21 protein-coding genes are annotated in these 22,167 nt (G+C 32.0%); all 21 read right to left on the bottom strand.

Annotated elements, in window-relative coordinates; genetic code table 11:
* Positions 1–282: 282 nt before the first annotated feature.
* Positions 283–1,476, bottom strand: a complete 1,194-nt coding sequence (locus QZQ55_RS00915) for an NAD-dependent epimerase/dehydratase family protein (RefSeq protein ID WP_295088738.1) — start codon at positions 1,474–1,476, stop codon at positions 283–285.
* Positions 1,477–1,540: 64 nt separating this feature from the next.
* The gene (locus QZQ55_RS00920; protein WP_295088741.1) at positions 1,541–2,734 is read right to left on the bottom strand and encodes a UDP-N-acetyl glucosamine 2-epimerase; all 1,194 of its coding nucleotides are present in this window, start codon (positions 2,732–2,734) and stop codon (positions 1,541–1,543) included.
* A 24-nt stretch (positions 2,735–2,758) separates the two neighbouring features.
* Complete coding sequence (locus QZQ55_RS00925; protein WP_295088744.1) at positions 2,759–3,253, bottom strand: hypothetical protein; 495 nt, start codon at positions 3,251–3,253, stop codon at positions 2,759–2,761.
* A 1-nt stretch (position 3,254) separates the two neighbouring features.
* Positions 3,255–4,289 carry a polysaccharide biosynthesis protein gene (locus tag QZQ55_RS00930; RefSeq protein WP_295088747.1) on the bottom strand — a complete coding sequence of 345 codons (1,035 nt, stop codon included), beginning with the start codon at positions 4,287–4,289 and terminating at the stop codon, positions 3,255–3,257.
* On the bottom strand, positions 4,276–5,382 hold the full coding sequence (gene wecB / locus QZQ55_RS00935; RefSeq protein ID WP_295088750.1) for a non-hydrolyzing UDP-N-acetylglucosamine 2-epimerase: 1,107 nt from the start codon (positions 5,380–5,382) through the stop codon (positions 4,276–4,278). The genes QZQ55_RS00930 and wecB overlap by 14 nt, the downstream gene beginning before the upstream one ends.
* Before the next feature lie 2 nt (positions 5,383–5,384).
* Positions 5,385–6,860, bottom strand: a complete 1,476-nt coding sequence (locus tag QZQ55_RS00940; protein ID WP_295088753.1) for a lipopolysaccharide biosynthesis protein — start codon at positions 6,858–6,860, stop codon at positions 5,385–5,387.
* On the bottom strand, positions 6,853–8,163 hold the full coding sequence (locus QZQ55_RS00945; protein ID WP_295088756.1) for a hypothetical protein: 1,311 nt from the start codon (positions 8,161–8,163) through the stop codon (positions 6,853–6,855). The genes QZQ55_RS00940 and QZQ55_RS00945 overlap by 8 nt, the downstream gene beginning before the upstream one ends.
* The gene (locus tag QZQ55_RS00950; RefSeq protein ID WP_295088759.1) at positions 8,156–9,346 is read right to left on the bottom strand and encodes a hypothetical protein; all 1,191 of its coding nucleotides are present in this window, start codon (positions 9,344–9,346) and stop codon (positions 8,156–8,158) included. Before QZQ55_RS00950 ends, QZQ55_RS00945 begins: the two co-directional genes overlap by 8 nt.
* Positions 9,347–9,359: 13 nt before the next feature.
* Positions 9,360–10,433: a glycosyltransferase gene (locus QZQ55_RS00955; protein ID WP_295088761.1), complete on the bottom strand. Its 1,074-nt coding sequence runs from the start codon at positions 10,431–10,433 to the stop codon at positions 9,360–9,362.
* Positions 10,434–10,448: 15 nt separating this feature from the next.
* The gene (locus QZQ55_RS00960) at positions 10,449–11,594 is read right to left on the bottom strand and encodes a glycosyltransferase (RefSeq protein WP_295088764.1); all 1,146 of its coding nucleotides are present in this window, start codon (positions 11,592–11,594) and stop codon (positions 10,449–10,451) included.
* Between the two features lie 92 nt (positions 11,595–11,686).
* Positions 11,687–12,907, bottom strand: coding sequence for a glycosyltransferase family 4 protein (locus QZQ55_RS00965; protein ID WP_295088767.1), 1,221 nt, complete (start codon positions 12,905–12,907; stop codon positions 11,687–11,689).
* 14 nt (positions 12,908–12,921) lie between these two features.
* Positions 12,922–13,881, bottom strand: a complete 960-nt coding sequence (locus QZQ55_RS00970; RefSeq protein WP_295088769.1) for an ATP-grasp domain-containing protein — start codon at positions 13,879–13,881, stop codon at positions 12,922–12,924.
* Between the two features lie 25 nt (positions 13,882–13,906).
* Positions 13,907–15,088, bottom strand: a complete 1,182-nt coding sequence (locus QZQ55_RS00975) for a hypothetical protein (RefSeq protein ID WP_295088771.1) — start codon at positions 15,086–15,088, stop codon at positions 13,907–13,909.
* A gap of 104 nt (positions 15,089–15,192) precedes the next feature.
* A complete protein-coding gene (locus QZQ55_RS00980; RefSeq protein WP_295088773.1) occupies positions 15,193–15,393 on the bottom strand; it encodes a hypothetical protein in 201 nt (66 codons plus the stop codon).
* Position 15,394: 1 nt separating this feature from the next.
* Entirely contained in the window at positions 15,395–16,297 is a 903-nt protein-coding gene (locus QZQ55_RS00985) for a 1-aminocyclopropane-1-carboxylate deaminase/D-cysteine desulfhydrase (RefSeq protein ID WP_295088775.1), read from the bottom strand.
* Between the two features lie 2 nt (positions 16,298–16,299).
* Positions 16,300–16,812: a GNAT family N-acetyltransferase gene (locus QZQ55_RS00990; protein ID WP_295088777.1), complete on the bottom strand. Its 513-nt coding sequence runs from the start codon at positions 16,810–16,812 to the stop codon at positions 16,300–16,302.
* Positions 16,806–17,471, bottom strand: a complete 666-nt coding sequence (locus QZQ55_RS00995; protein ID WP_295088779.1) for a sugar transferase — start codon at positions 17,469–17,471, stop codon at positions 16,806–16,808. Before QZQ55_RS00995 ends, QZQ55_RS00990 begins: the two co-directional genes overlap by 7 nt.
* 12 nt (positions 17,472–17,483) lie before the next feature.
* Positions 17,484–18,767 (bottom strand): DegT/DnrJ/EryC1/StrS aminotransferase family protein, encoded by a 1,284-nt coding sequence (locus QZQ55_RS01000; RefSeq protein ID WP_295088780.1) that lies wholly within the window; start codon positions 18,765–18,767, stop codon positions 17,484–17,486.
* A gap of 3 nt (positions 18,768–18,770) precedes the next feature.
* Complete coding sequence (locus QZQ55_RS01005; protein WP_295088781.1) at positions 18,771–19,283, bottom strand: hypothetical protein; 513 nt, start codon at positions 19,281–19,283, stop codon at positions 18,771–18,773.
* 13 nt (positions 19,284–19,296) lie between these two features.
* Positions 19,297–21,609, bottom strand: a complete 2,313-nt coding sequence (locus tag QZQ55_RS01010; protein WP_295088785.1) for a Helicase associated domain protein — start codon at positions 21,607–21,609, stop codon at positions 19,297–19,299.
* Positions 21,606–22,166, bottom strand: coding sequence for a hypothetical protein (locus tag QZQ55_RS01015; RefSeq protein ID WP_295088788.1), 561 nt, complete (start codon positions 22,164–22,166; stop codon positions 21,606–21,608). The genes QZQ55_RS01010 and QZQ55_RS01015 overlap by 4 nt, the downstream gene beginning before the upstream one ends.
* Between the last annotated feature and the right edge of the window lies 1 nt (position 22,167).

Consider the following 22,167-nt stretch of genomic DNA (forward strand, 5'->3'; position numbering starts at 1 on the left):
ACGATTAAATCGAAAATGTGATTTAATCGTCCTTTTTAGGTACACTATATAATTTAGCGCTTACAATTTTAGTGTTATTTTGTAACATTAATAACATTTTATAACATATTTAATGATATTATATCACAGATGCTGAGGATGGAAAATATGAGGTTTATATATAGCAAGCAATAATTGAGATGGTACTAAATTCGCACAAAAAAAGGATAGAGAAATTCAAATCGAATTTCTCTATCCTTTATGATTTACTTTACTTTTTGCTCTTTTTCTTAACACTATAATTTAAACTTTCTCAAAGAAAGTATCAGGATGTCCTGGATCAAATATTTCATTACATGTCATGACTGTAACTAAGTCTTCTGTATCAGATAGATTGATGATGTTATGAGTCCATCCTGGAATCATATAGATTGCTTCAATCTTGTCTCCTGACACTTCAAAATCTACTGTCTCTCCAGTATTGATATTACGTTCCTGAATGAGTCCGTGTCCATGTACTACTATGAACTGCTCCCACTTGCTGTTGTGCCAGTGTTGTCCTTTTGTGATGCCTGGCTTGCTGATGTTGATGCTTACCTGACCGCAGTCTTCTGTATGAACTAGTTCAGTGAATGAACCTCTCTCATCACAGTTCATCTTCATTGCATACTTGAACTTGTCTGTAGGAAGATAGCTAAGATATAGACTAAAGAGCTTCTTCGCAAATGATCCATCAGGACACTTAGGCATCATGAGTGATACAGGCTGTGACTTGAATTCTTCTAATAGATCTACAATCTCACCTAGTGTTGCCTTATGCGTAACTGGTACACAGCAATAGCGACCATTATCATCAAGTACTGAATCTACTCCATCAAACTCACAGTGCTTTTCCTTGCCTTCTAGAAGATCAAACATGCCTTCTACTAAGTCATCAATGTATAATACTTCTAGTTCAGTACTTCTGTCATTGACTGTGAATTCTTCATCATTCGCTACTGCCCAGCAGAATGTTGAGATAGCTGAATTATATTTAGGACGGCTGTGTCCCATAAGATTCACAAATCGGTATACATAGACAGGTGCTCCTGTTTCTTCACTGTATTCAAAGAACAGCTCTTCTCCTGCCTTCTTGCTTCTTCCGTATTCGCTGTTTCCAAATCTACCAGCTAGAGTTGCCTGTACTGAAGATGAAAGCATGATTGGTGCCTTGTTGCTGTGCTTCTTCAATGTATCAAGAAGCTTTGATGCAAAACCGAAGTTTCCTTTCATGAAGTCTTCTGTATTCTCTGGACGATTGACTCCTGCTAGATTAAATACGAAATCAGCCTTGGCACAGTATTCATCTAATTCTTCTTCTGTACTGTCGATATCATATTCATAGATTTCATTGATTTCTATATCTCTAGTTCTATTCTTGCCGTCTCTTATATTCTTTAGGTTATTTACTAGTGCAGTTCCTACCATTCCCTTTGCACCGGTAACTAGTATATTCATATTAATATCTCCCTTCTATGATTTAAGGGCAGGTGCAGTTAATAAAGCACCTGCCCTTGTTATTTTACTGGTCTTTTCTCCAGACCATCTTGTTTACTACATTCACATAGCCCTGGATGATGCGTACTACCTTCATGGATACTGTTTCATCTACATAGTCAGGACATGGCTTACCTAGTACACCCTTCTGCTTCATTTCAATGGCCATATCTGTCGCATTAAGAAGTTCCTTAGTAGTGATACCAGCTAAAATGAAATCTCCTGCTTCTAATGCTTCTGGTCTTTCTGTAGATGTACGAATACATACTGCAGCGATTGGATGACCAATTGATAGATAGAATGAGCTTTCTTCAGGTAATGTACCTGAATCAGATACGATAGCTAAAGCATTCATCTGTAATTTATTGTAGTCATTGAATCCTAGTGGCTCATTGACTCTTACTCTTGGATCTAATTTGAACCCACTTTTTTCAAGTCTGTGTTTACTTCTTGGATGACATGAATATAAGATTGGCATATCATATTTTTCAGCTAATGCATTAATTGCAGTGAAGAGGCTTAGGAAGTTCTTTTCTGAATCGATGTTCTCTTCACGATGTGCTGATAGTAGGATATACTTATCCTTTTCTAAGCCTAGTCTATCTAATACATCACTCTTCTGGATCTTGTCCAGGTTCATGCGTAATACTTCTGCCATAGGAGAACCTGTCATATATGTTCTTTCCTTAGGTAATCCTGTATCAGCCAGGTACTTACGCGCGAATTCAGAGTAGCATAGATTTACATCTGAGATAACATCTACGATACGTCTATTAGTCTCTTCTGGAAGACATTCATCCTTGCATCTGTTTCCTGCTTCCATGTGGAATAGTGGAATATGCAGTCTCTTTGCAGAGATTGCAGATAGACATGAGTTTGTATCTCCAAGTACAAGATATCCATCTGGCTGGAGTTCACTTAATAATTCATAACTTCTTCCTAAGATGTTACCGCAGGTAACACCTAGATTATCTCCTACTACTGGTACAAGAATATCAGGTCCAAATTCTCCAAATGTATTCTTCAGTTCAAAGTCTTCCCAGAATACTGTAGATAGGTTTCTATCCCAGTTCTGATTATAGTATACGACACAGCAATCAAAGTATTCTCTGCATCTCTTAATAACAGCTGCAAGACGGATGATTTCTGGACGTGTTCCACATCCAATCATCACCTTTGTACGACCGTCATTCTTCCATTTAAATTTATGTTCTACCATTACAATATCTCTCCCTTAAGAAAGCTACTTCCTTGTAGCTCGTTCTATGATTTCTCCTGCTTCAATCTTCTCACAGCGTGAAATTCTGTTTTCACCCTTAATAATGCATCTTACACATAAATGTACACCATCCTCAATTATGACATCATGATCTACGGTAGCCCCTAGATTAATGATACATCCTTTTCCTATCCTAGTTCCAGTATTAATAATCGCACCTGGAAGGATGACACATCCTTCAGAGACATATGCTCTTGGTGATACATAAGCTGATGGGTGAACCAGAGTGGCAGGCTTGCCACCTGCTTTCTCTATTCTTTCAAGCCAGCCAAGGCGGAATTCATTGTTTCCAAAAGCAGGAATGAATTCAACATCATTCTTTATATAAAGAGAAAATGAATCAAGTGGATGTTCTCTGTCACAGTCATCAAGAACAGTAATTGAGTAACCTAACTGTTCCGCAACGTCATATACTGTTCTTCCATATCCTCCAGAGCCAAGAATCACTATTCTTTTCATCTTATTCTTCAGTAAGTCTTTCCTTGATGTAGTCAAGCTGCATCATCTTCTCGATGATTTCTTCCTTGTTTAGAAGCTTAGTGTTATTTGAATTGAATTCCGTAAGCTTATTACGTTCTACATCGCCATCTTTGAAATACTTATCGTAATTCAAACCACGGTTATCGGCAGGAACACGATAAAATCCTCCAAGATCAATAGCCTTAGCGCATTCTTCATTTGTAAGAAGAGTTTCATACATCTTCTCACCATGACGAATACCAATGACCTTGATATCATCCTTGTTTCCACCAAACATTTCACATACTGCTTCTGCCTGTAAGCCAATAGAACATGCAGGTGCCTTCATGATTAATAGATCACCGTTTTCTCCATGTTCAAATGCATATAGTACTAGGTCTACTGCTTCTTCAAGAGACATGATAAATCTTGTCATATTAGGTTCAGTAACTGTGATAGGGTTACCTGCCTTAATCTGGTCAATCCATAGAGGAATGACTGATCCTCTAGAACACATAACGTTGCCATATCTAGTACAGCAGATTTTTGTCTTACCACTGTATCTTGATTTAGCAATGGCTACAGATTCTTCTAATGACTTAGATTTACCCATGGCATTAATTGGATAAGCAGCCTTATCTGTTGATAGACAGATAACTGCTTCTACACCTTCTTCAATAGCTGCAGTTAAGACATTATCAGTACCGATAATGTTTGTCTTTACTGCTTCCATTGGGAAGAATTCGCATGATGGAACCTGCTTTAATGCCGCTGCATGGAAGATGTAGTCTACTCCATGCATTGCGTTCTTACATGACTGCAAGTCCCTTACATCTCCGATGTAAAACTTGATCTTATCAGCAACTTCAGGCATTCTTACCTGAAAGTCATGACGCATATCATCCTGTTTCTTCTCATCTCTTGAAAATACGCGGATTTCCCCGATATCTGTTTTTAGGAAACGATTTAATACTACGTTTCCGAATGATCCTGTTCCTCCAGTAATCATTAATGTTTTTCCTTTAAAAAGTGACATGTCCTACCTCCAAAATATCTGCAATACGTTCACATGCTTTTCCATCTCCATATGGATTATTTGCGTGTGACATCTTTTTATACATCTCTTCATTTTCTAATAATTCTTTAAAATTGTTATAAATTACTTCCTCATCTGTACCTACCAACTTTAAAGTTCCAGCAGCAATTCCTTCTGGCCTTTCTGTTGTATCACGCATAACAAGCACAGGCTTGCCTAGTGAAGGTGCCTCCTCTTGTATACCTCCTGAATCAGTTAAAATCAAATATGATTTAGCCATTATATTATGGCAGTCAAATACTTCAACCGGATTGATAATATGTATTCTATCACATCCTCCTAACTCTTCCTCAGCAGCCCTACGTACTATAGGATTCATATGGATTGGATACAGTGCTTTAACATCAGGATGCTCATCCATCACACGACGAATAGCTCTAAACATATTATGCATTGGTTGTCCTAAATTCTCTCTTCTGTGGGCTGTAATAAAAATTAAGCGACTATCCTTAGCCCACTCAAGTTCAGGATGCGTATAATTTTCTTTAACCGTCGTTTTTAAAGCATCAATAACAGTATTTCCAGTAATCCAAATTTTATTTTCATCTTTACCTTCACTAATTAAATTTTCTTTAGCTTTAGGGGTAGGAGCAAAATTATAATTAGATATTATAGAAACCGCTTGCCTATTAAACTCTTCTGGAAAAGGTGAATATATGTCATATGTTCTAAGTCCGGCTTCAACATGACCAATTGGAATTTTCAAATAATAACATGCTAATGCTGTAACAAATGTAGTAGAGGTATCACCATGAACCAACACAACATCTGGTTTAGCGTCTTCCAGTACTTTTTTAATTTTGTTCAAGATATTTGTGGTAATATCAAACAACGTTTGTTTATCTTTCATAATTGATAAATCGTAATCAGGAACCACATTGAATGTTTCTAAAACTTGATCTAACATCTGTCTATGTTGTCCAGTAACACAAACTATTGTATCGATATTTTTTCTTTTTTTTAACTCATTAACTAATGGACACATCTTAATTGCTTCAGGACGTGTTCCGAAAACTAGCATAATTTTTTTCATTTTTATCCTCTCCTAATAATAAAATTGCATAGTTTATCTGAAATATAACCAATTCCTATGGTTATAATTACTTCTAAGACAAGTGTAATACATCCAAATATTATAAATTCTATAAATGAATCTATATTTATTATGTTTGTATAATATACTCTCATATTTATTAGCAATAAAATCAATAACGTAGTAAATAATGCAGTATATTCTTTGTACTTTTTAAATATTATGTCCTTCTTCAAATACCAAATAAAATACAAAAAACGATATAATATTGCTATGAAAGTTCCTATTGCTACACCTACTAACCCCATTCGATTTACTAATACAACAGAAATAACAAAATTCAAAAATGCTTCCATTATAGCTCCGAAATTTGTTTCTTTGAATCTCCCTGTAGCTAAAACAAGTAATCTATATGGTTCGCGGATACAATAAAGCAAATTAGCTACAACCATAATACATGCAAATAATGGTTGTGAGTAATTAGCATCATTAACTCCAGATGTATATAATTTAACAAAAAAGTTTATCAATAATAAACATGTGAAAAATAAAACCATACTAATTATCCAAAATTGTTTTTCAAATTTTTCAAATTTGCTTTTTAATTCCACTATATTGCCTTCAGCATAATATTTACCAAGCGCGCCTTGATAACTATTGCTTAAACTTATAATTATTGCCCTTAAAGCTACAACAGCTAGCATATAGATTGAATATACACTAACGTCTGATAAACTCATAAAAATTGTCAATACAGCAACATCAGTATTCATATTAATAAAATATGCTAAATTCTGTGCAAAACCACTCCATCTGTTTTTTAAAGCTGTATTTCTTTCTTTACTTTTATCGGATTTATTTAAGAGATACTTTTTATCAATGTACCTTCTATATAAAAATGGTTGTATTAAATAAATACACGCTGATACTAGTTTTATAAGATGAACTTCAGGATATATATATATCACAATAACAGCTAATATTAAATTTATTACTGTTGCAAAGGTTGATATGTAATTTACAATATATATTTTTTGGAACGCCTGTAGTAAAAGTTTGTTTGTAATTGCAAACATATATTGCACTAGTGTAGATATACTTAGTATCCATATTAATGTCGCAGTGTATGTAAAACTGAAGGATTTTGCCCAAAATATTGGATAGATTATTGAGATTATTAACGTATAAGCCAAAAATACTAAAGATAATTTTTCAAAGAAATTTTGACACGCACATAAAATTCTTTTTATCCCATAATCGTCTTGATTAGCTATAGGAATATATAGTTCTGCTAAAACTACAGCACCTAACCCACCTTCTAATAATGTAATAAACGATAAGAATTGATTAATCGATGAACACAATCCATTTACTTCAGATCCTAACGTTGATATCATCAGCCTTGGTAATATCAACCCAGAAATCATAGTGAATATCTGTAGTAATAATGCTGAAAAATAATTTTTTTTATCATTCATCTTGTATTCTCCTTCTATATTTAAATCGATAAGAAATTCTACGTATGATATAAATTCCACCAACTAAGAAAACGTAATTTAATAAAATACTTTGAGATAATTGTTCGTATCCTGCTCTACCGGTCGTAAGAATACAAGTTAAATAATGATAAAATAAAATAACAACGCACTTATTTTCTCGAACCACTTTATATATTAATGCACATAAACAGCCAATAACTATACCATGTATCCAAAATAAATACTTACCAAATATTAAAACACTTTCTCCTAAAACACTTGGAAGCATAACTGAAAACCATGAAACATCTAAACCATATCCTAAATATCTTATTGAAAAGTCCACATTTAAATCCATATGATATATCGGTGTTGGAATAATAGGTACAAAGGAATCAAGTAATTGCAAAAAGAAATCAGAAGCTGTTGAGATTGGAGCCATACAGAAAATCTTATCATATTGCAAAGGATATCCTATCTCTGAAGTAATTAAATCGCTTATAGTAAATGTAGCACTTCCAGATATTCTTAACTCCATCATTGCCAACATCACATATATGACTATCGGCATAAGTATTAATAGCGAAAAAACTATTCGCTTCCTTTTTTTTGATAAAGAAATATATTTATCGTTTAAATCATCGTTAAAAAATAAAAATAAACAAATTATAATAATAACGATAATTCGATATCTTGATAAATATCCAGTTGTTATTAACGTAACAAATTGATCTAACCCCAAGAAAAATGCTACCTGTTTCACTTTAGTGCAAACATAATATAAACCAATTAAATATAATGGTTGTATCCAAGTAGATATCACACCTATAAAAGAAGCATTAGTCCCATTTAAATTAGCAAGATTATTTTCACTATTAAATACAAGAGAAAAATTTGATAATCTATTTACAGGATAAATTAAGCTTAAAATGCGTAATCCAACATATAGACAAACTACATATTTGAAAATCATTTTTGTATTCTTGCTAGACCAGAAATTAACATCATCAATGCATCTGAATTTATATTTCCTATTAGTATTTAATAAAATTCTTGTATTATTCGTAACTAAAAAAGTATACGTAATTGCTATACTTGCCAAAAAAATTATGTAATATATCAGATAAACCTTATTAACTTTTTCATAACAAATACCTATTCCAGAATAAATAAAAGTAGATATAAAAATGCATAATAAAGGAACTTTCTGCCTCTTAGTTTTCAATAATCCTTTAAACGTATGATATAAAACAGATGTTAAAATTGCTATAATTATTAACCAACTAAACAAAAATCTATTCATTATATGAGTCCTTTTCTATAACTTTTAAGCACTGATAAAGTGATTTACAATTATTCTTCACTTGAATATCATATAACAATTCATTATCTATAATTTTTTTACACATTTGCAGATAATTATCAAGTTCATTTTTTCTTTCATATTGAATTTCTTCAAGTGATTTTTCAATGTTTGTCAAATCCACTAGTTTTAATTTGTAATTTAAAGCTATTTTATAAGGATCTGTTAAAGCTTTAGATACGCATAAATGCAACCCACTAGCAATATAATCAGAATATTTATTTGGAAACGCAACCTTGTTAGTCCAATTGGAATCTCTAAGTAGCATTCCTACATCATATGCCATCAATTCTTTTTTCATTTGTTCAGGAGCAACCCATCTAATAGTTACGTTTTCTTTTCCTAGTTCCTCATTAATATTATGTTTATCTTCTTCAGATAAATTCATATAAAATGCAAATTTGCATTTTATGCCAGTCTCCTTAATCATTTTAAAAGTTTTAAGAGTTTCTTCAAATTTTTGCCATCTGTCTTTTGATCCAGAATAAACAAATGCTAAAGCATCGTTATCTATTTCTAAATGCTTTCTATATTCTTCTCTAGTTTTGTAATAAACCTCCACATTTAGGGTATCATAGCAACCACACCTAACAAGAAGATACTTAATATTATTATTTTTATAATATCTATTAGTTTCTTCTATCTCAGTTTCTGAAACAACGAATGCATAATCTATTATTTTTAATGTTTTAATTAATCGTCTTCTTTTTAGCAAATATAAATATCTAGTTCCAATAATATGATACAAATCTGGAATACAATACTCATATATTTCTTTAATAGTGGCATGTATATCTAATATGTAAGCTAAATTATACCTTTCTTTCATTAGTCGAACAAATTTAACAAACTCATTATCATAGAATCCAGATGAAACAATTCCTTGATATTGGCCAGTTGATATTAGTTGCTTAATTTTTGTATATTTATTTTCTTCAGTGCAGCTAATAAATTTAATACCTGAATAATTATTACCATACTCTTTTGTTGTATCTTTATGGAAAAAAATTACGTCAGTTTCTATTCCATACTCCTTGAAAAGAGACGTATGACGACCTATTATCAATGCATTTTCTCCACCATTTTTATCAATGTTTCTTGAAGTAATCATTAAAAGTTTCATATTTTCCTCCATTCTATTCGCTATATTCACCTTTATAAATTTGATATAACTTTTTCCATTGAACATTAACATCAAACTCATCTATATTTTCAATTGTTGGATTTTTTTTCTTAGTATTCGATTTCAAATATTCTAAGATTTCATGTTTCCAAACAGATACATCTAAGGGCAAAAATTTAAGTGCATTAAATCCCAAATCACATTCATGACTTACTTTATCAGACGTAAGAGAATAAACACCCGTTAATTGAGATTCAATTAACGTCACTGGAAATCCCTCAAATAGAGAAGGAAGAATAAAAATATCGAACATATGATAAACAGAAACCACATCATTAGTCACTCCCATAAAAATAATGTTAGAGAGTCCTCTTTCTTTTACGATATTCTTTATCCTAACTTCTTCTTCTCCTTCACCATAACAAGCAATTACAATATTTTCATTTGTATTTAATAAACTTTGTGCCAAATCAATAATAAAATCGTGGTTCTTTTGTTTATTAAATCTGCCTAAATGCCCTATAACCTGTGCATCACCAAAAATTTTATGCTTGTTTTTTTTGCATTCGACCTCATTAAACTTTCTAAACTTTTCAATATCTATAGCATTATTTAATATTATAAAGTCCTTATTACCAAAGAAAGCTTTTCCTGCCTCTCGCCCACACGCTACTCTTTGCACACTAAAAACGGAAAAAACGATTCTATTTATAAACTTCATTCTTTTGGAAAAAAAAGTATTATGTGAATGTACTATTATATTTTTTATATGTGAAAATTTTGCTGCTATAACCGAAAGAAAAGCTTGATAATCAGTCTGTATATGAATTGCATCATAAGGTCCATTCTTTTGAATAACTTCAATTAAATTTTGTATATATTTAACAGCCCCTACCGTTCCAGGAGTCTTTAATTCTATCACCTTAGCACCTAAAGATATTGCCTCATCATAGTAATCATTTTCAAATCTATCATGAATAACAAAATCCATTTGACACTTTTCTTTATCAAATGCCCTATAATAATTCATAATCATAGTTTCTGCACCACCACGATGTAATGATCCCATTATCTCTAACACTTTCATTTTGTCACCCCATTCTTATAATATTTCATTCCAATTTATATCCTCTTTTAATGCTAGTGCACAATCATATTCTCTCTTAATAACCTTCTCAATTATCCCTTTTATATCGCCTTGCAAAAATACATTGTTTTTAGGAACACTTTCAGGGCTTCCTCCGGTTTTATATGTAATAACTGGAGTACCGCAAGCTTGAGCTTCTAGATTTGTAGTTGGATAATTGTCCTCATATGTTAAATTCAAGAAAATATCCGCTGCTGTGTATATCTCAGCAAGTTCTTTAGGACTATCTGTTTTGGAAATACCAATTACATTTTTTGGTAAATTTTTCTTTTTGGAATCATCAACTCCTACCAAAACAACTACATAATCATTAGGTAACAAATCAGCCATTTTAATAAAATCAGAAAAACCTTTTCTTTCACTCCAAGGACACGCTACACCAAGTAAAATGTATTTATTTTCTAATTTATGCTTTGTTCTAAAATCACTTATAGTTGGTTTAAAAATTGTAGTATCTATTCTGTTATGTATAACCTTTACATCATATTCTTGTAAAAAACTTTCTTTTAGCAAATCAGCAAGCCACTGAGATGGTGTTATCATTGTCATATTTTTTACATTAGTAAATAACTCCTTGTTTTTATAGTAATTCCTCTTTGTTTGATCAAAAAAAGGTTCATGTTTATTTTGAGAATAATAACAATTAGAACATTCATTTTTCCATTTCTCACATCCAATATGTGAAAAATATGAACAATAACCAGTGAAAGCCCAACAATCATGGTGAGTCCACTTAACTTGCATATTTGGTCTATTTTTTATCCACTTAAATAACATCTCAATATTAATATAATAATCATGTATATTATGAAGCCATAAAACATCTGGATTAAATTTGTCTGCCCACTCGAGAAATCTAGCTGTAGCATGTTTACTACAATAACCTCTATCTCCAAAAACTTTAGACATAAAAGCATGTAGTCCAACATCTAAAGAATTACCAATTCTGATAGCATATTTCTGATATTCATCAGGAACATCAGCTCTACCATATGCAATCTTAACTTCATTTCCTCTTTCTATATATGCATTTGCTATATCCATACAAATGCGTCCTGTTGATCTTATTCCGCAAACAGCATTAATTAATAAAACTTTCATGTCTTAACCTTTAAATTATATTTACAATAATTTTCCTTTCCTGGTAACCTAGCAATTGTTAATAAGATTGTTTATAATACTAATTAAATTTATCATAATGACTGAATGCCAAAATGACTCATAATAGTATTATATGCTTGTTCTACTGAATAATTTTCTTCGAGAAAAGAATACTCTAATACCTTCTGTTCTTCTAATTTATCTAGATTAATCTTTGAAACTAATTTATCAAAATTATTAACATCATTACTTTCGCACCACCAACCAAATCCACCTTCTACTATTACATTACCAATATCCGTATTTGAATCAGTAACAGCTAGCACTGGTATCTTTGCTTGCATATAAGAAAGTAATCTACTTGGAAAATTAGGGATAGTAAATCTATGATCTAGGAAAATCATCCCTACATCACAAGCCCCAACCATAGTGTCATAATCTTCTTTTGGAAGTCGTTTCATAAGTTTTACATTCGTAGGTTTATACTCCTTAATAAAAGACTCTAACTTTGAGTACTCTGTACCCGAACCTACTACAACAAAATGTACATTGTTGTTATCTTTTTGACTCTTTAGACACTCAATCAAAAACGGAATTCCTTGTGGCTTACCAAGATTACCACCATAAATAAATACTTTCTTGTCTAATGGAATATCATACTTATTTCTAATTGCAATTCTTTTATCCAGTGAAACACTTTTATCTAATGGCTCAACACAATTTGGACATATTTCTACAATAGATAGATCCACCTCTGGATTATGACTAATTACATAATCAATATTAGCTTGACTCATGCAACCAATATAATCAGAAACCTTATACAGATTCTTTTCTTTTTTTCTAAAATATTTATAAAGTAATCCTTTTAACCCATTTTTTCTCATCATTCCTAAATCAACAGCATTCTGAGGAAAAATGTCCTTAAGAAGAAGATATGTCTTTGCACCATCTCTTCTTTTCACATATTCAACTACTTTTACTAAAGTAATAGGAGGAGTTGAATATAAAACTAAATCAAATTTTACATCAGAGAAGTATTTTTTAATTGCTGATAAATACTGACTTTCTACCCTAACTGTAGATACACCCTTTTCAATCAAATTGGTCTGTGTTAAATTACCAATTTTAACATATAGCATCTTTGCTCCATGGTCTTCTTTAAGTTCTGTTTCTTTTCCTTCTCTTTTTTCATATGAACCAACAGTATATACATTATGTCCTTGGTCCCTAAAATATCTTAGCAAATCGGGATAAATTGAATGTTGTTCTATACTATCAATTCTTCCTGTTGTTAAAAACAATACATTCATAACTTCTCTCCTCTTTACTTAATCATGATTTCATTGTATTTCATCATATAAGTTCCCGCGTTGTAGTTTTCACCTACAACACTTTCATTCTTATTACCTTCAAGATTATTTACAATGAGTTTCATATGATCAGCACCACATTCATATGCATGAGGATATCCTCCTCCAAAACGTGGATTTACTTCTGAAATATAGTACTCTCCATTAATATCAAAGATATCAATATCAATCTGACCTCTGTAACCCGCTTCTGATACAAACTTCTTAATAAGATCAAATAACTTATCATCTTTGAAAGATACTGCTTTATCTGTCTCTCCAGCTCTCATCTTTAATTTTTTCTTAGTAAAAATTGAAATGATTTCTCCAGAAACCATATCAATATAAACATCTGCACCGATTTCCTGACCATTTAAATATTCCTGAATCATAAGTCCTTCATCATGAGCAAACAATAATTCTACTGTTTCTTTATCATATACTTTAGAAATCGCAATACTCGCACTACCTCTAGCAGGTTTTACAAATACTGGATAATTAGCCTTTCCTGCTTCTACATCTGCATAGAATTCGTCTTTATCCATATATGATTTTGCACATTTATAATTATGATCTTTTAACCATTCATACATTTCATATTTGTCTAAAGACATTTCGCATAATTCATATGATGATCCAATTACTGTAGTTCCTACTGCTTTAAATTTATCGTTATTTTTAGCTAATAACGATAACTCTGGATCAATAAGACTTAAAATTCCATCAATCTTTTCCTTCTTACAAATATTAAGAATGATATCTAAATATCCAACATCAGTCATTCTAGGCACAATGTAGTATTTATCAGCTTCATAAATAGCTGGTGCTAATTCACTCATATCTGTTGCAACTACATTTCCTTTTCCAGCTAATGATTTTACGAAATATTCAACTACTTTATTTCGTGTACCTGCACTTAAAATTAATATATTCATTTATTTTTCTCCTACCTATAAACCATCACTGCTCTTCTATTGCTTTCTTATAGCGATTTATCATATGTTCTCCTGCCCAGGGAACTAAATATCTTACAACGGTTGTATTTTCTATTTCAGAAAAATCTTTACTACTACTTTTATGTAGTCCAATTCTAGAGAGATAAATATTACGTACTTTAAACAAAAAGAATAAAGAACTAAATAAATGGAACTTCTTTTTCTTTTTTAAATAATTATTGAAGTCCTCTCCAGTTTTTTTTGACATTCTTTTAATAATGCGAGATTTCCAATCATAACTATAGCTAAAACCAGCACCTTGTTTTTTTACTCCAAATTCTTCCCTTAAAACACCCGATTCTTCTACAATTCGTCTCGGAATCGGTCTATCATAATTATTGAATAATGACCATTTTTTCATCTCTTCACTATTAGATATCTTAGTTATACTAGGCCAAGCAGTTGCTCCAAATAATGGTAAAGGACAAGAAATATAATCTACCCACAGTCTTCTTTCAGAACTTCCTAAACTAGCATCTCTAGAATCAAAAATAAATCTATCATTTGTATTTACTTCATTTCTATCCCAGATAGAATCTCCTCTTTCTCCTGTCAAAACAATATTTCCATTAAAGACATCATAAAAAGAAGCCATACTTATTTCTGATCCAAGCTCACCTGTGCAAACAACCTCTGCTTCTAAGTAATTTTCATTCTTTATATAAATATCACTATCTCTTATAATGATATTTTCATATCCCAATTTCTTAGCAATCTTATCTCCACAATCTTCTTTGTGCTTCCCTTTTGGTGAGAATGTACAAGCAGTTGTTGCTCCCATTTTCTTAGCTATAACTGCACAACATGTCGCATCATATCCTCTACTAATTGTAGAAACGACACCATATTGCTTATTTCTATTTTTATCAGCACCATTATCTTTTAACATAATCATTGCTTGCATAAGTTTCTGATAATAATCTTTAAAATTTACAAAAGGAGCAGATATTTCTTTGTTTTCTACGGTATAATGGCCATCAATACCAACTCTTAAATTGGCATAATAAATCACTTTCACATAAACAACTTTCCCGTTTTCTAAAACACGTATCTTTTTTGTGTATTTATCCACTCCTTTCCTAATACTATTTAAATCAATTTCATATCCAGCATATTCTGAATCCATTTTTAATCCAGTAAACGCCATTAATAAATAAAGACTGTTACTAACGAAATTTACATTTTCTTTTTTAAAGATATACAAACCATATGTAACATGAGTAGGTGTAGAAAATAAAATTTCTTTATTTTCTATACCCCCCCCGTGCCACAAAACCATTCAGCATTTGCAAATAATTCTTTGTTAAATTCACCACTCCAAGCCCCTTCAACAAAGAAATTTTCTTTAACATCAACGTGTTCTCCATGAAAAAGTTCTGTTATTTCTCCGTTAATAGTTGCTACCCATGCTAAGGGTGGTAACTTTTTATTTAACTTATTTATCAATTTCATTTTACATTCTCCCTATATCATCAAAGAAAAGAGGTGTTCCACCTGTGTGAATAAATAAAACATTTTTGTTTATAATGTTCTTAGTGTGTAAATATTTCTTCATACCGAGAAATGCTTTAGCTGTATAAGTACTATCCATCGGAATACCATATTTCACCATATTTTCTTTAATTATATTGGATATCTCAGAACTATCTTTACCATAGCCATCGCCAGTATATTGATCTAAGAAAATAGTTTTATCTTGAATTACTTTTTCGTCAACTTCGGTCATATATTCTCTAATACTATCAAGCACTACATCTCGACCTCTTGGATTTTTTCTAGCTATACTTATACCGATGATTTTTCGATTATCACCATTTCTTATTTGCCCACATACTAACCCTGCATGTGTAGTTCCTGTTCCAGATGCAAAGAAAATATAGTCGAAAAACACATCATTTTCTTTCTCATATTCTTTTATTTCTTCATAACAATCAACATATGCTTGCGTACCAATATTCCCATGTCCACCGCCAGGAATAAAATATGGTTTACAACTTTGTTCTCTTAATATTTGCAATGTTTCTTCTATAGTATCGTGAACTTTTTCTACAGGCACTGTAATAATTTCTGCCCCAAACATTTCCATAAATCGACTATTATATGTGACATCCGAAACTTCTTGCGGACCAATAATGTAGCACTTCATACCTCTTTCGACTGCCATATTAGCTATAATACGACAATGGTTTGAATGACTACTGCCATATGTAACAACACAGTCATAATTACCCTTATCAATGTCTTCAAAAAAGAGAAAACCTTTTCTCGCTTTATTGCCTCCAAAAGAATAAGGTACTAAATCATCTCTTTTAACATATAAATTTTTTTCAATTTGTTGAATCGGTGTATTCCACATAGTTATTCTTCCTTTAAATAGTCATTTTTGAGAAGACCATAAATATAACGATCAGCATACTTGCCATGTGAGATAATATCGTTACGTACGCATCCTTCTTTGATGAATCCTAACTTTTCAAACAATCTCTGTGCAGGTATATTCTCTATTTCTGTATAGAGATAAATGCGATTTAAACCTAGTTCTTTAAAAGCATAATCTAATAAAATCTTACTAGCCTTTGTTGATATTCCTTTTCCTTTTAGCGATGTCTCCCCCATTGCAATGTAATATTCCGCTTTACTATTTTTCTGATCAATTGATAGGAGTCCAATAGTTCCGCAAGGAATACCATCAGCTTCAATTACAGCATCATAACGATCTGTTCGCCCTATATTAGAGTCAAACCATCTTTGAGTTTTTTCTATTTCTAAAGGAATATCATAATGAAGAAATCTGTTATTCTGAGGATTATTAATCCATTCAACCTTATTTGGAATATCATTTCTTTCAAACTTTCTAATATGAACTAACATTTTGTATTTCTTCCTCTCGCATCATCTAAACGTCCAACTTTAATTTGACTCCCAACCTGTATATCAGAGCGCTTTAACACTTTCCCAACAGTCATAAAAATTACTTTTACATCAAACGAAAAAGAAACATTATTAACATATTCTAAATCGTACTCAAAACGTTGTTCCCAACTATCTATTGCATTTCGACCATTTATCTGTGCCCACCCAGATAGTCCTGGTCTAACATCATGTCTATGATGTTCTCTTTCACTATAATAAGGAAGATATTCAACTAAAAGAGGTCTTGGTCCAATGATTGACATATCACCTTTTAAAATATTTATTACTTCAGGGAGTTCATCCATAGATGTAGATCTAAGAATTCTTCCGAATTTAGTAAGTCTTTTATCATCCGAAAGAAGATTACCATCTTCATCTTTTTCATCCGTCATTGATCGAAATTTATAAAGATAGAATGTTTTTTCCTTTCCTGTTTTAGGATTGATTTTCCCTGGTCTAGCTTGTTTAAAAATAATCGGACTACCTAGCTTCACACGCACTAGAATAGCAATAATTAGAAATAACCACCAAAAAACTATAATTGCGAGTAGAGCACAAATAATATCTAACAATCTCTTAAAAAATCTGTTATATATTCCATTTTTTCCCTTAAACATTTATATAACTCCCTACTCAAAACAACTTCTAATCACTTCAATAATTCTATCCTGCTCATCAGGAGTCATCTTGTTATCACTAGGTAGACATAAACCTCTATTAAAGATATCCATACCAATATCAGCTACACTACCTTCTATATAGGCATTAGATCTAGCTCTACCATTACCATCTCTTCCTACAAATGGATTCAAACGATAGATAGGCTGCATATGCATAGGCTTCCATATAGGTCGTCCTTCTGCATTAATAGAAGCGATAGCTTCTAGTATTTCAGTAGGACAAGTCTTTCCATGTTCCTTTACATAACATACATCCTGTTCTCCTCTTACCTGTTTACACATTGCTTCTTCATCAATGATTAAACATGATAACCAGTAGTTAGGTTCACTATTTTTTAGATCTACAGGATTCATAGATACAGGTAATCCTTTAAAACCTTCTTTATATCTTTCATAGATTGCTTTCTTCTGTGCAATATGTTCATCTAGATATGGTAACTGTCCTCTTACTACACCAGCTACTACATTACTCATACGATAGTTATATCCTAGTTCTTCGTGCTGATACCAAGCTGCATTCTCTCTAGCCTGTGTAGACCATTTACGTACTTTATTAGCTGCTTCTTCATCATCTGTTAAGAAACATCCACCAGCACTACCTGTAATGATCTTATTACCATTAAATGAGATAGTATTAAACTTACCAAATGTACCTGTTTCTACACCTTTATATGTAGCACCCATAGATTCTGCTGCATCTTCTACTAAGATTGCATTATGTCTATTAATGATTTCATTTAATTCATCAATCTTACCTGGTGTACCATATAGATGTGCTATTACTACTACCTTAGTATCTGGATATAATTCAAAAGCTTTTTCTAAAGCTACTGGATCCATATTCCAAGTATCATATTCAGTATCAATGAATACTGGTTCTCCACCTTCATATACAATAGGATTTACCGTTGCATCAAAAGTCATATCAGAACAGAATACTTTCTTACCTTCTAATGCACCATGTCCTACCTTAGGCATACCATATGCAGCTAGACCAGCTAGTTTCATAGACAAGTGTAAAGATGCAGTACCACATGATAAAGCAACTGCATGTTTACAACCCATATACTCACAAACCATTCTTTCTACTTCATTAATATTCTTACCTACAGTAGACATCCAGTTTGTTTCATATGCTTCCTTAACATATTCAATTTCTGGTCCATGCATAGTAGGACTGCTTAACCATACTTTTGATTCAAACTTTTCAAATTTATTCTTCTCATTAAACATGATTTATTCTCCCTTCTTATCTTCTAAATACAGCACTGTTCCCTGATTAGTAACTGTATTTTTATCGACAATGCTTGTTGACTTCACAATAGTTCCTGATCTTAATGTGCTACCTTCACCTATGAAGCAGTTGGGTTCTGTTACAGTTCCTGCACCAACTACTACTGATGAACCTATAGTTGTTTGACAGCCTATAACTGCACGTGGTTCTACAATGGAACCAGGCAATAAGCTTGATGATGGAGAGATAGTAGAATCCTTATGGAATAAGACTGGAATGTTGAATAGTTCTTCTAGTCTCTTATTCCACATCAATCTTTCTTCTCCATCATCACAAGCAGCTATTGCACAGTTGTATTCAGGATAGAAGCTTGGTAATTCATCTAATCTTCCTATTGCATCTTGTCTATCGTTATCTACAAAAGAAATCTTCTCAAAGCATTCCATAGACTCTGCAATCTCTTTTACATAGTCTCCATATCTCTTTGAGGCTACAATTAGTAATTTATTTCCCATTTCATCACACTCCTTAGTACATTATTCTCATGTTACTTTGAGCATCTTTATTCCATGGGTTACTCAAATCCCAGATAAAACCTATTTCATCCAGTTTCTCTTTATGTTCTGATGGCATCTTACCTAGCTTATAGTTTCTTCTTTGACGAATGATCCAGTCAGAGAGCTTCTTTCCACTAGAAGTAAGATAGCCCATTGGAATATTGAGATTTCCAAACTTAAGATAGTACTTCTTAGCTTCTTCATACATGGACCACCAGCGATTGTCTTTTCTTCCAACTTCTTCCATAGGCAGTGTTTTCAACATCTCTTTCTGCCCATGAGTAAGTTTTCCTTCTTGCATAGCTTTCTTCTGTGAAACAATCCACTTACCAAGCCATACACCTTGGACAACTTCTTTTTGAGATATATTGATAGTTCCATGTTCTTCATAATATTGTTTAACTAATTTAAAACGAGATTCCCAATTATCTGGATTCCAATTCATACCTACATCTGTAAGTCGCTTAATACGATCTTCAGAAATCTTATTATTCTTATAAAGACTTCTTTGTCTTTGAATCCATATACCTAAGGGAAAATCTGTTTTAGTTCTATAGTTCTTAGGAACACTTAAGTTTCCATATTCTTCTGAATAGTTCTTAGCTTCAATAAATCCGTTTTCCCAGACACGATCTACTCTATCCATCCAGTCCATACCAATTGAATCTAATTTTTTGATTTGTTCATCAGTTAAAGAATTACTTTTATAAAGCTGCCTTTGTCTTAATATCCAATTTCCAAGATGCTTCCCATCTTTTGATTTAAAGTTAGTAGGAACATCTAGATTTCCATGCGCTAAATAATATTCTTTAGCTAATCTGAAATTCTGTTCCCAAAAATAATCTAATGAATCCCAAATCATTCCTATAGAATCTAACTTTTGTATTTGATCTTCAGTTAGTTTTCCAACTATAGTACCTTTACGAATAGCTTTCTGATTATTAAGCCAACTACCTAATGCATAACCTTCTTCAGTAATGTATCTTGCAGGCACTTCTAAGTTTCCATTCTCTTGGTAGTACTGTTTAGCACTTGCATAATACATATCCCATGTTGCAGTTAATGCATCATTGAGTTTTTCAAATAGTTCTCTACAGTTTCTTACTTCATCAATAACCTTAAATTTTTCATAGATAATTTGATCTGCTTCTCCTAGAGAACGATAATAGGAAGTAGCTACTTGCATTTCCTCTTTAATAGAATCAATGCTATAGATGTTTTCAATGTTTAGTACGATATCAAAGATGACTGCATTTGTTTTCTTGCTTGCAGACAGTGCTCTACCAATCTGCTGTTTATATACGATTGGTGAGACTGTTGGTCTTAATAGAATGACTCCACTTATATCATCAACATGGATGCCTTCATTTAATGCATCTATACAATAAAGAAGTCGTAGATGATTATTATCATTATCTGCTTTGAAGTCCTTAAATGCTTTATCTGCTCCTGGATCACTAGAATATACAGAATACATATGCGGTTCTTTATCTACCTTAGAAAACCATTCTGTATGTTTCATCATCTGATCCATATGTTCTTTATTGGAACAGAACACTATGTATTTACCATGTGAATCAGTCATGTGTTTTTTGAATATGACATCTAATCCTTCAGCTTTTTCTAATGTTCTTCTTAACTCATCTAAGCATTTTTCAGCATTGTCTCTAGCTACTTTACTTTTTGTTTTCTTTACTCTTCTTTCATACTTTTCTAATGTATTCTGATAGTAATACATTGATAATACATATTTAGGTGGATTCAATATTCCACGTACTATTGCTTCACCTAAACTCATTTGAGAAGCTATATTTCCATAAAAAAGCTCCTGTGCCATATCTCTTTGGTTATCTAGATAACGGATATTTGTAGCTGATAAACCTAAGACAGGAATATCTGAATAAGTAAATAGAAGTTGTTCTACACCCTTTTGCCAATATGTAGCTCCAGCACGATGATATTCATCAAGAACAATATAGTCAGGATGTATTGCTTGTATCTCTTCTTTACTCATACCCATGAGCTTGGCATAAGTAAAGAAGACAATATTATTAGGTTTGAAACCATTAGTTGCTTGATATAAATTCTCTAGCTGGGTAGAGAAAATATATTCAGAAGGAGATAACCAACAGATTGTCTGGTCAGGATGATCTTCGCATAGTTTAAATGCGATGAATGATTTACCTGTACCTGTTGGGTGAACAATGGCTGCTTTTTTAGTATCTTCAAGCATAGTAACTGCTAAGTTATATGCTTTTTGGTTATGAGAATACAGCTTAATCATTGTCTAATCCCCCCTCTTCTTTTTGTATGTAATAGTGGTGAATATAAACAAATTCTGTAAATTAACATCTGGTTCACAAGGTATACTATTGGCGCAAAAATAATATTCATAACTAATGTGGGAATAAATCTCATTGTTGTAAACTGAATGATACCAATATAAGTAGAACGTGAAATAAGCATCAGCCAATATACTACAAATTCCTTAAACGTAATGATAAGACCTGCATACACTACTGATTCAAGGCATGTAATGTTGTCATTTCTATAAATATATGTTCTTACAAAAGTAATAGCACAATAAATGAGAATATAGACCATTAATGAATCTGAATAACATACACTATAATAAAGACCGCATGCAGCACCAAAGAAAAATCTTTCAGATTTATCATGAATTGTAACAGTTAATAATGAAAACATCAACAGCCCAATACAGGGAACAAATGTAAGACCAGAACGATTGATATTAGTTGGAATAAAGAAATTAATCACACTATCAATCAAATAACATACAAACATAATCAGGAAATTCTTGATGATCTGATTACTCTTCATA

Origin of the sequence: uncultured Catenibacterium sp. (genome assembly GCF_900540665.1) — a bacterium.
Classification (GTDB): Bacteria; Bacillota_I; Bacilli_A; order Erysipelotrichales; family Coprobacillaceae; genus Catenibacterium.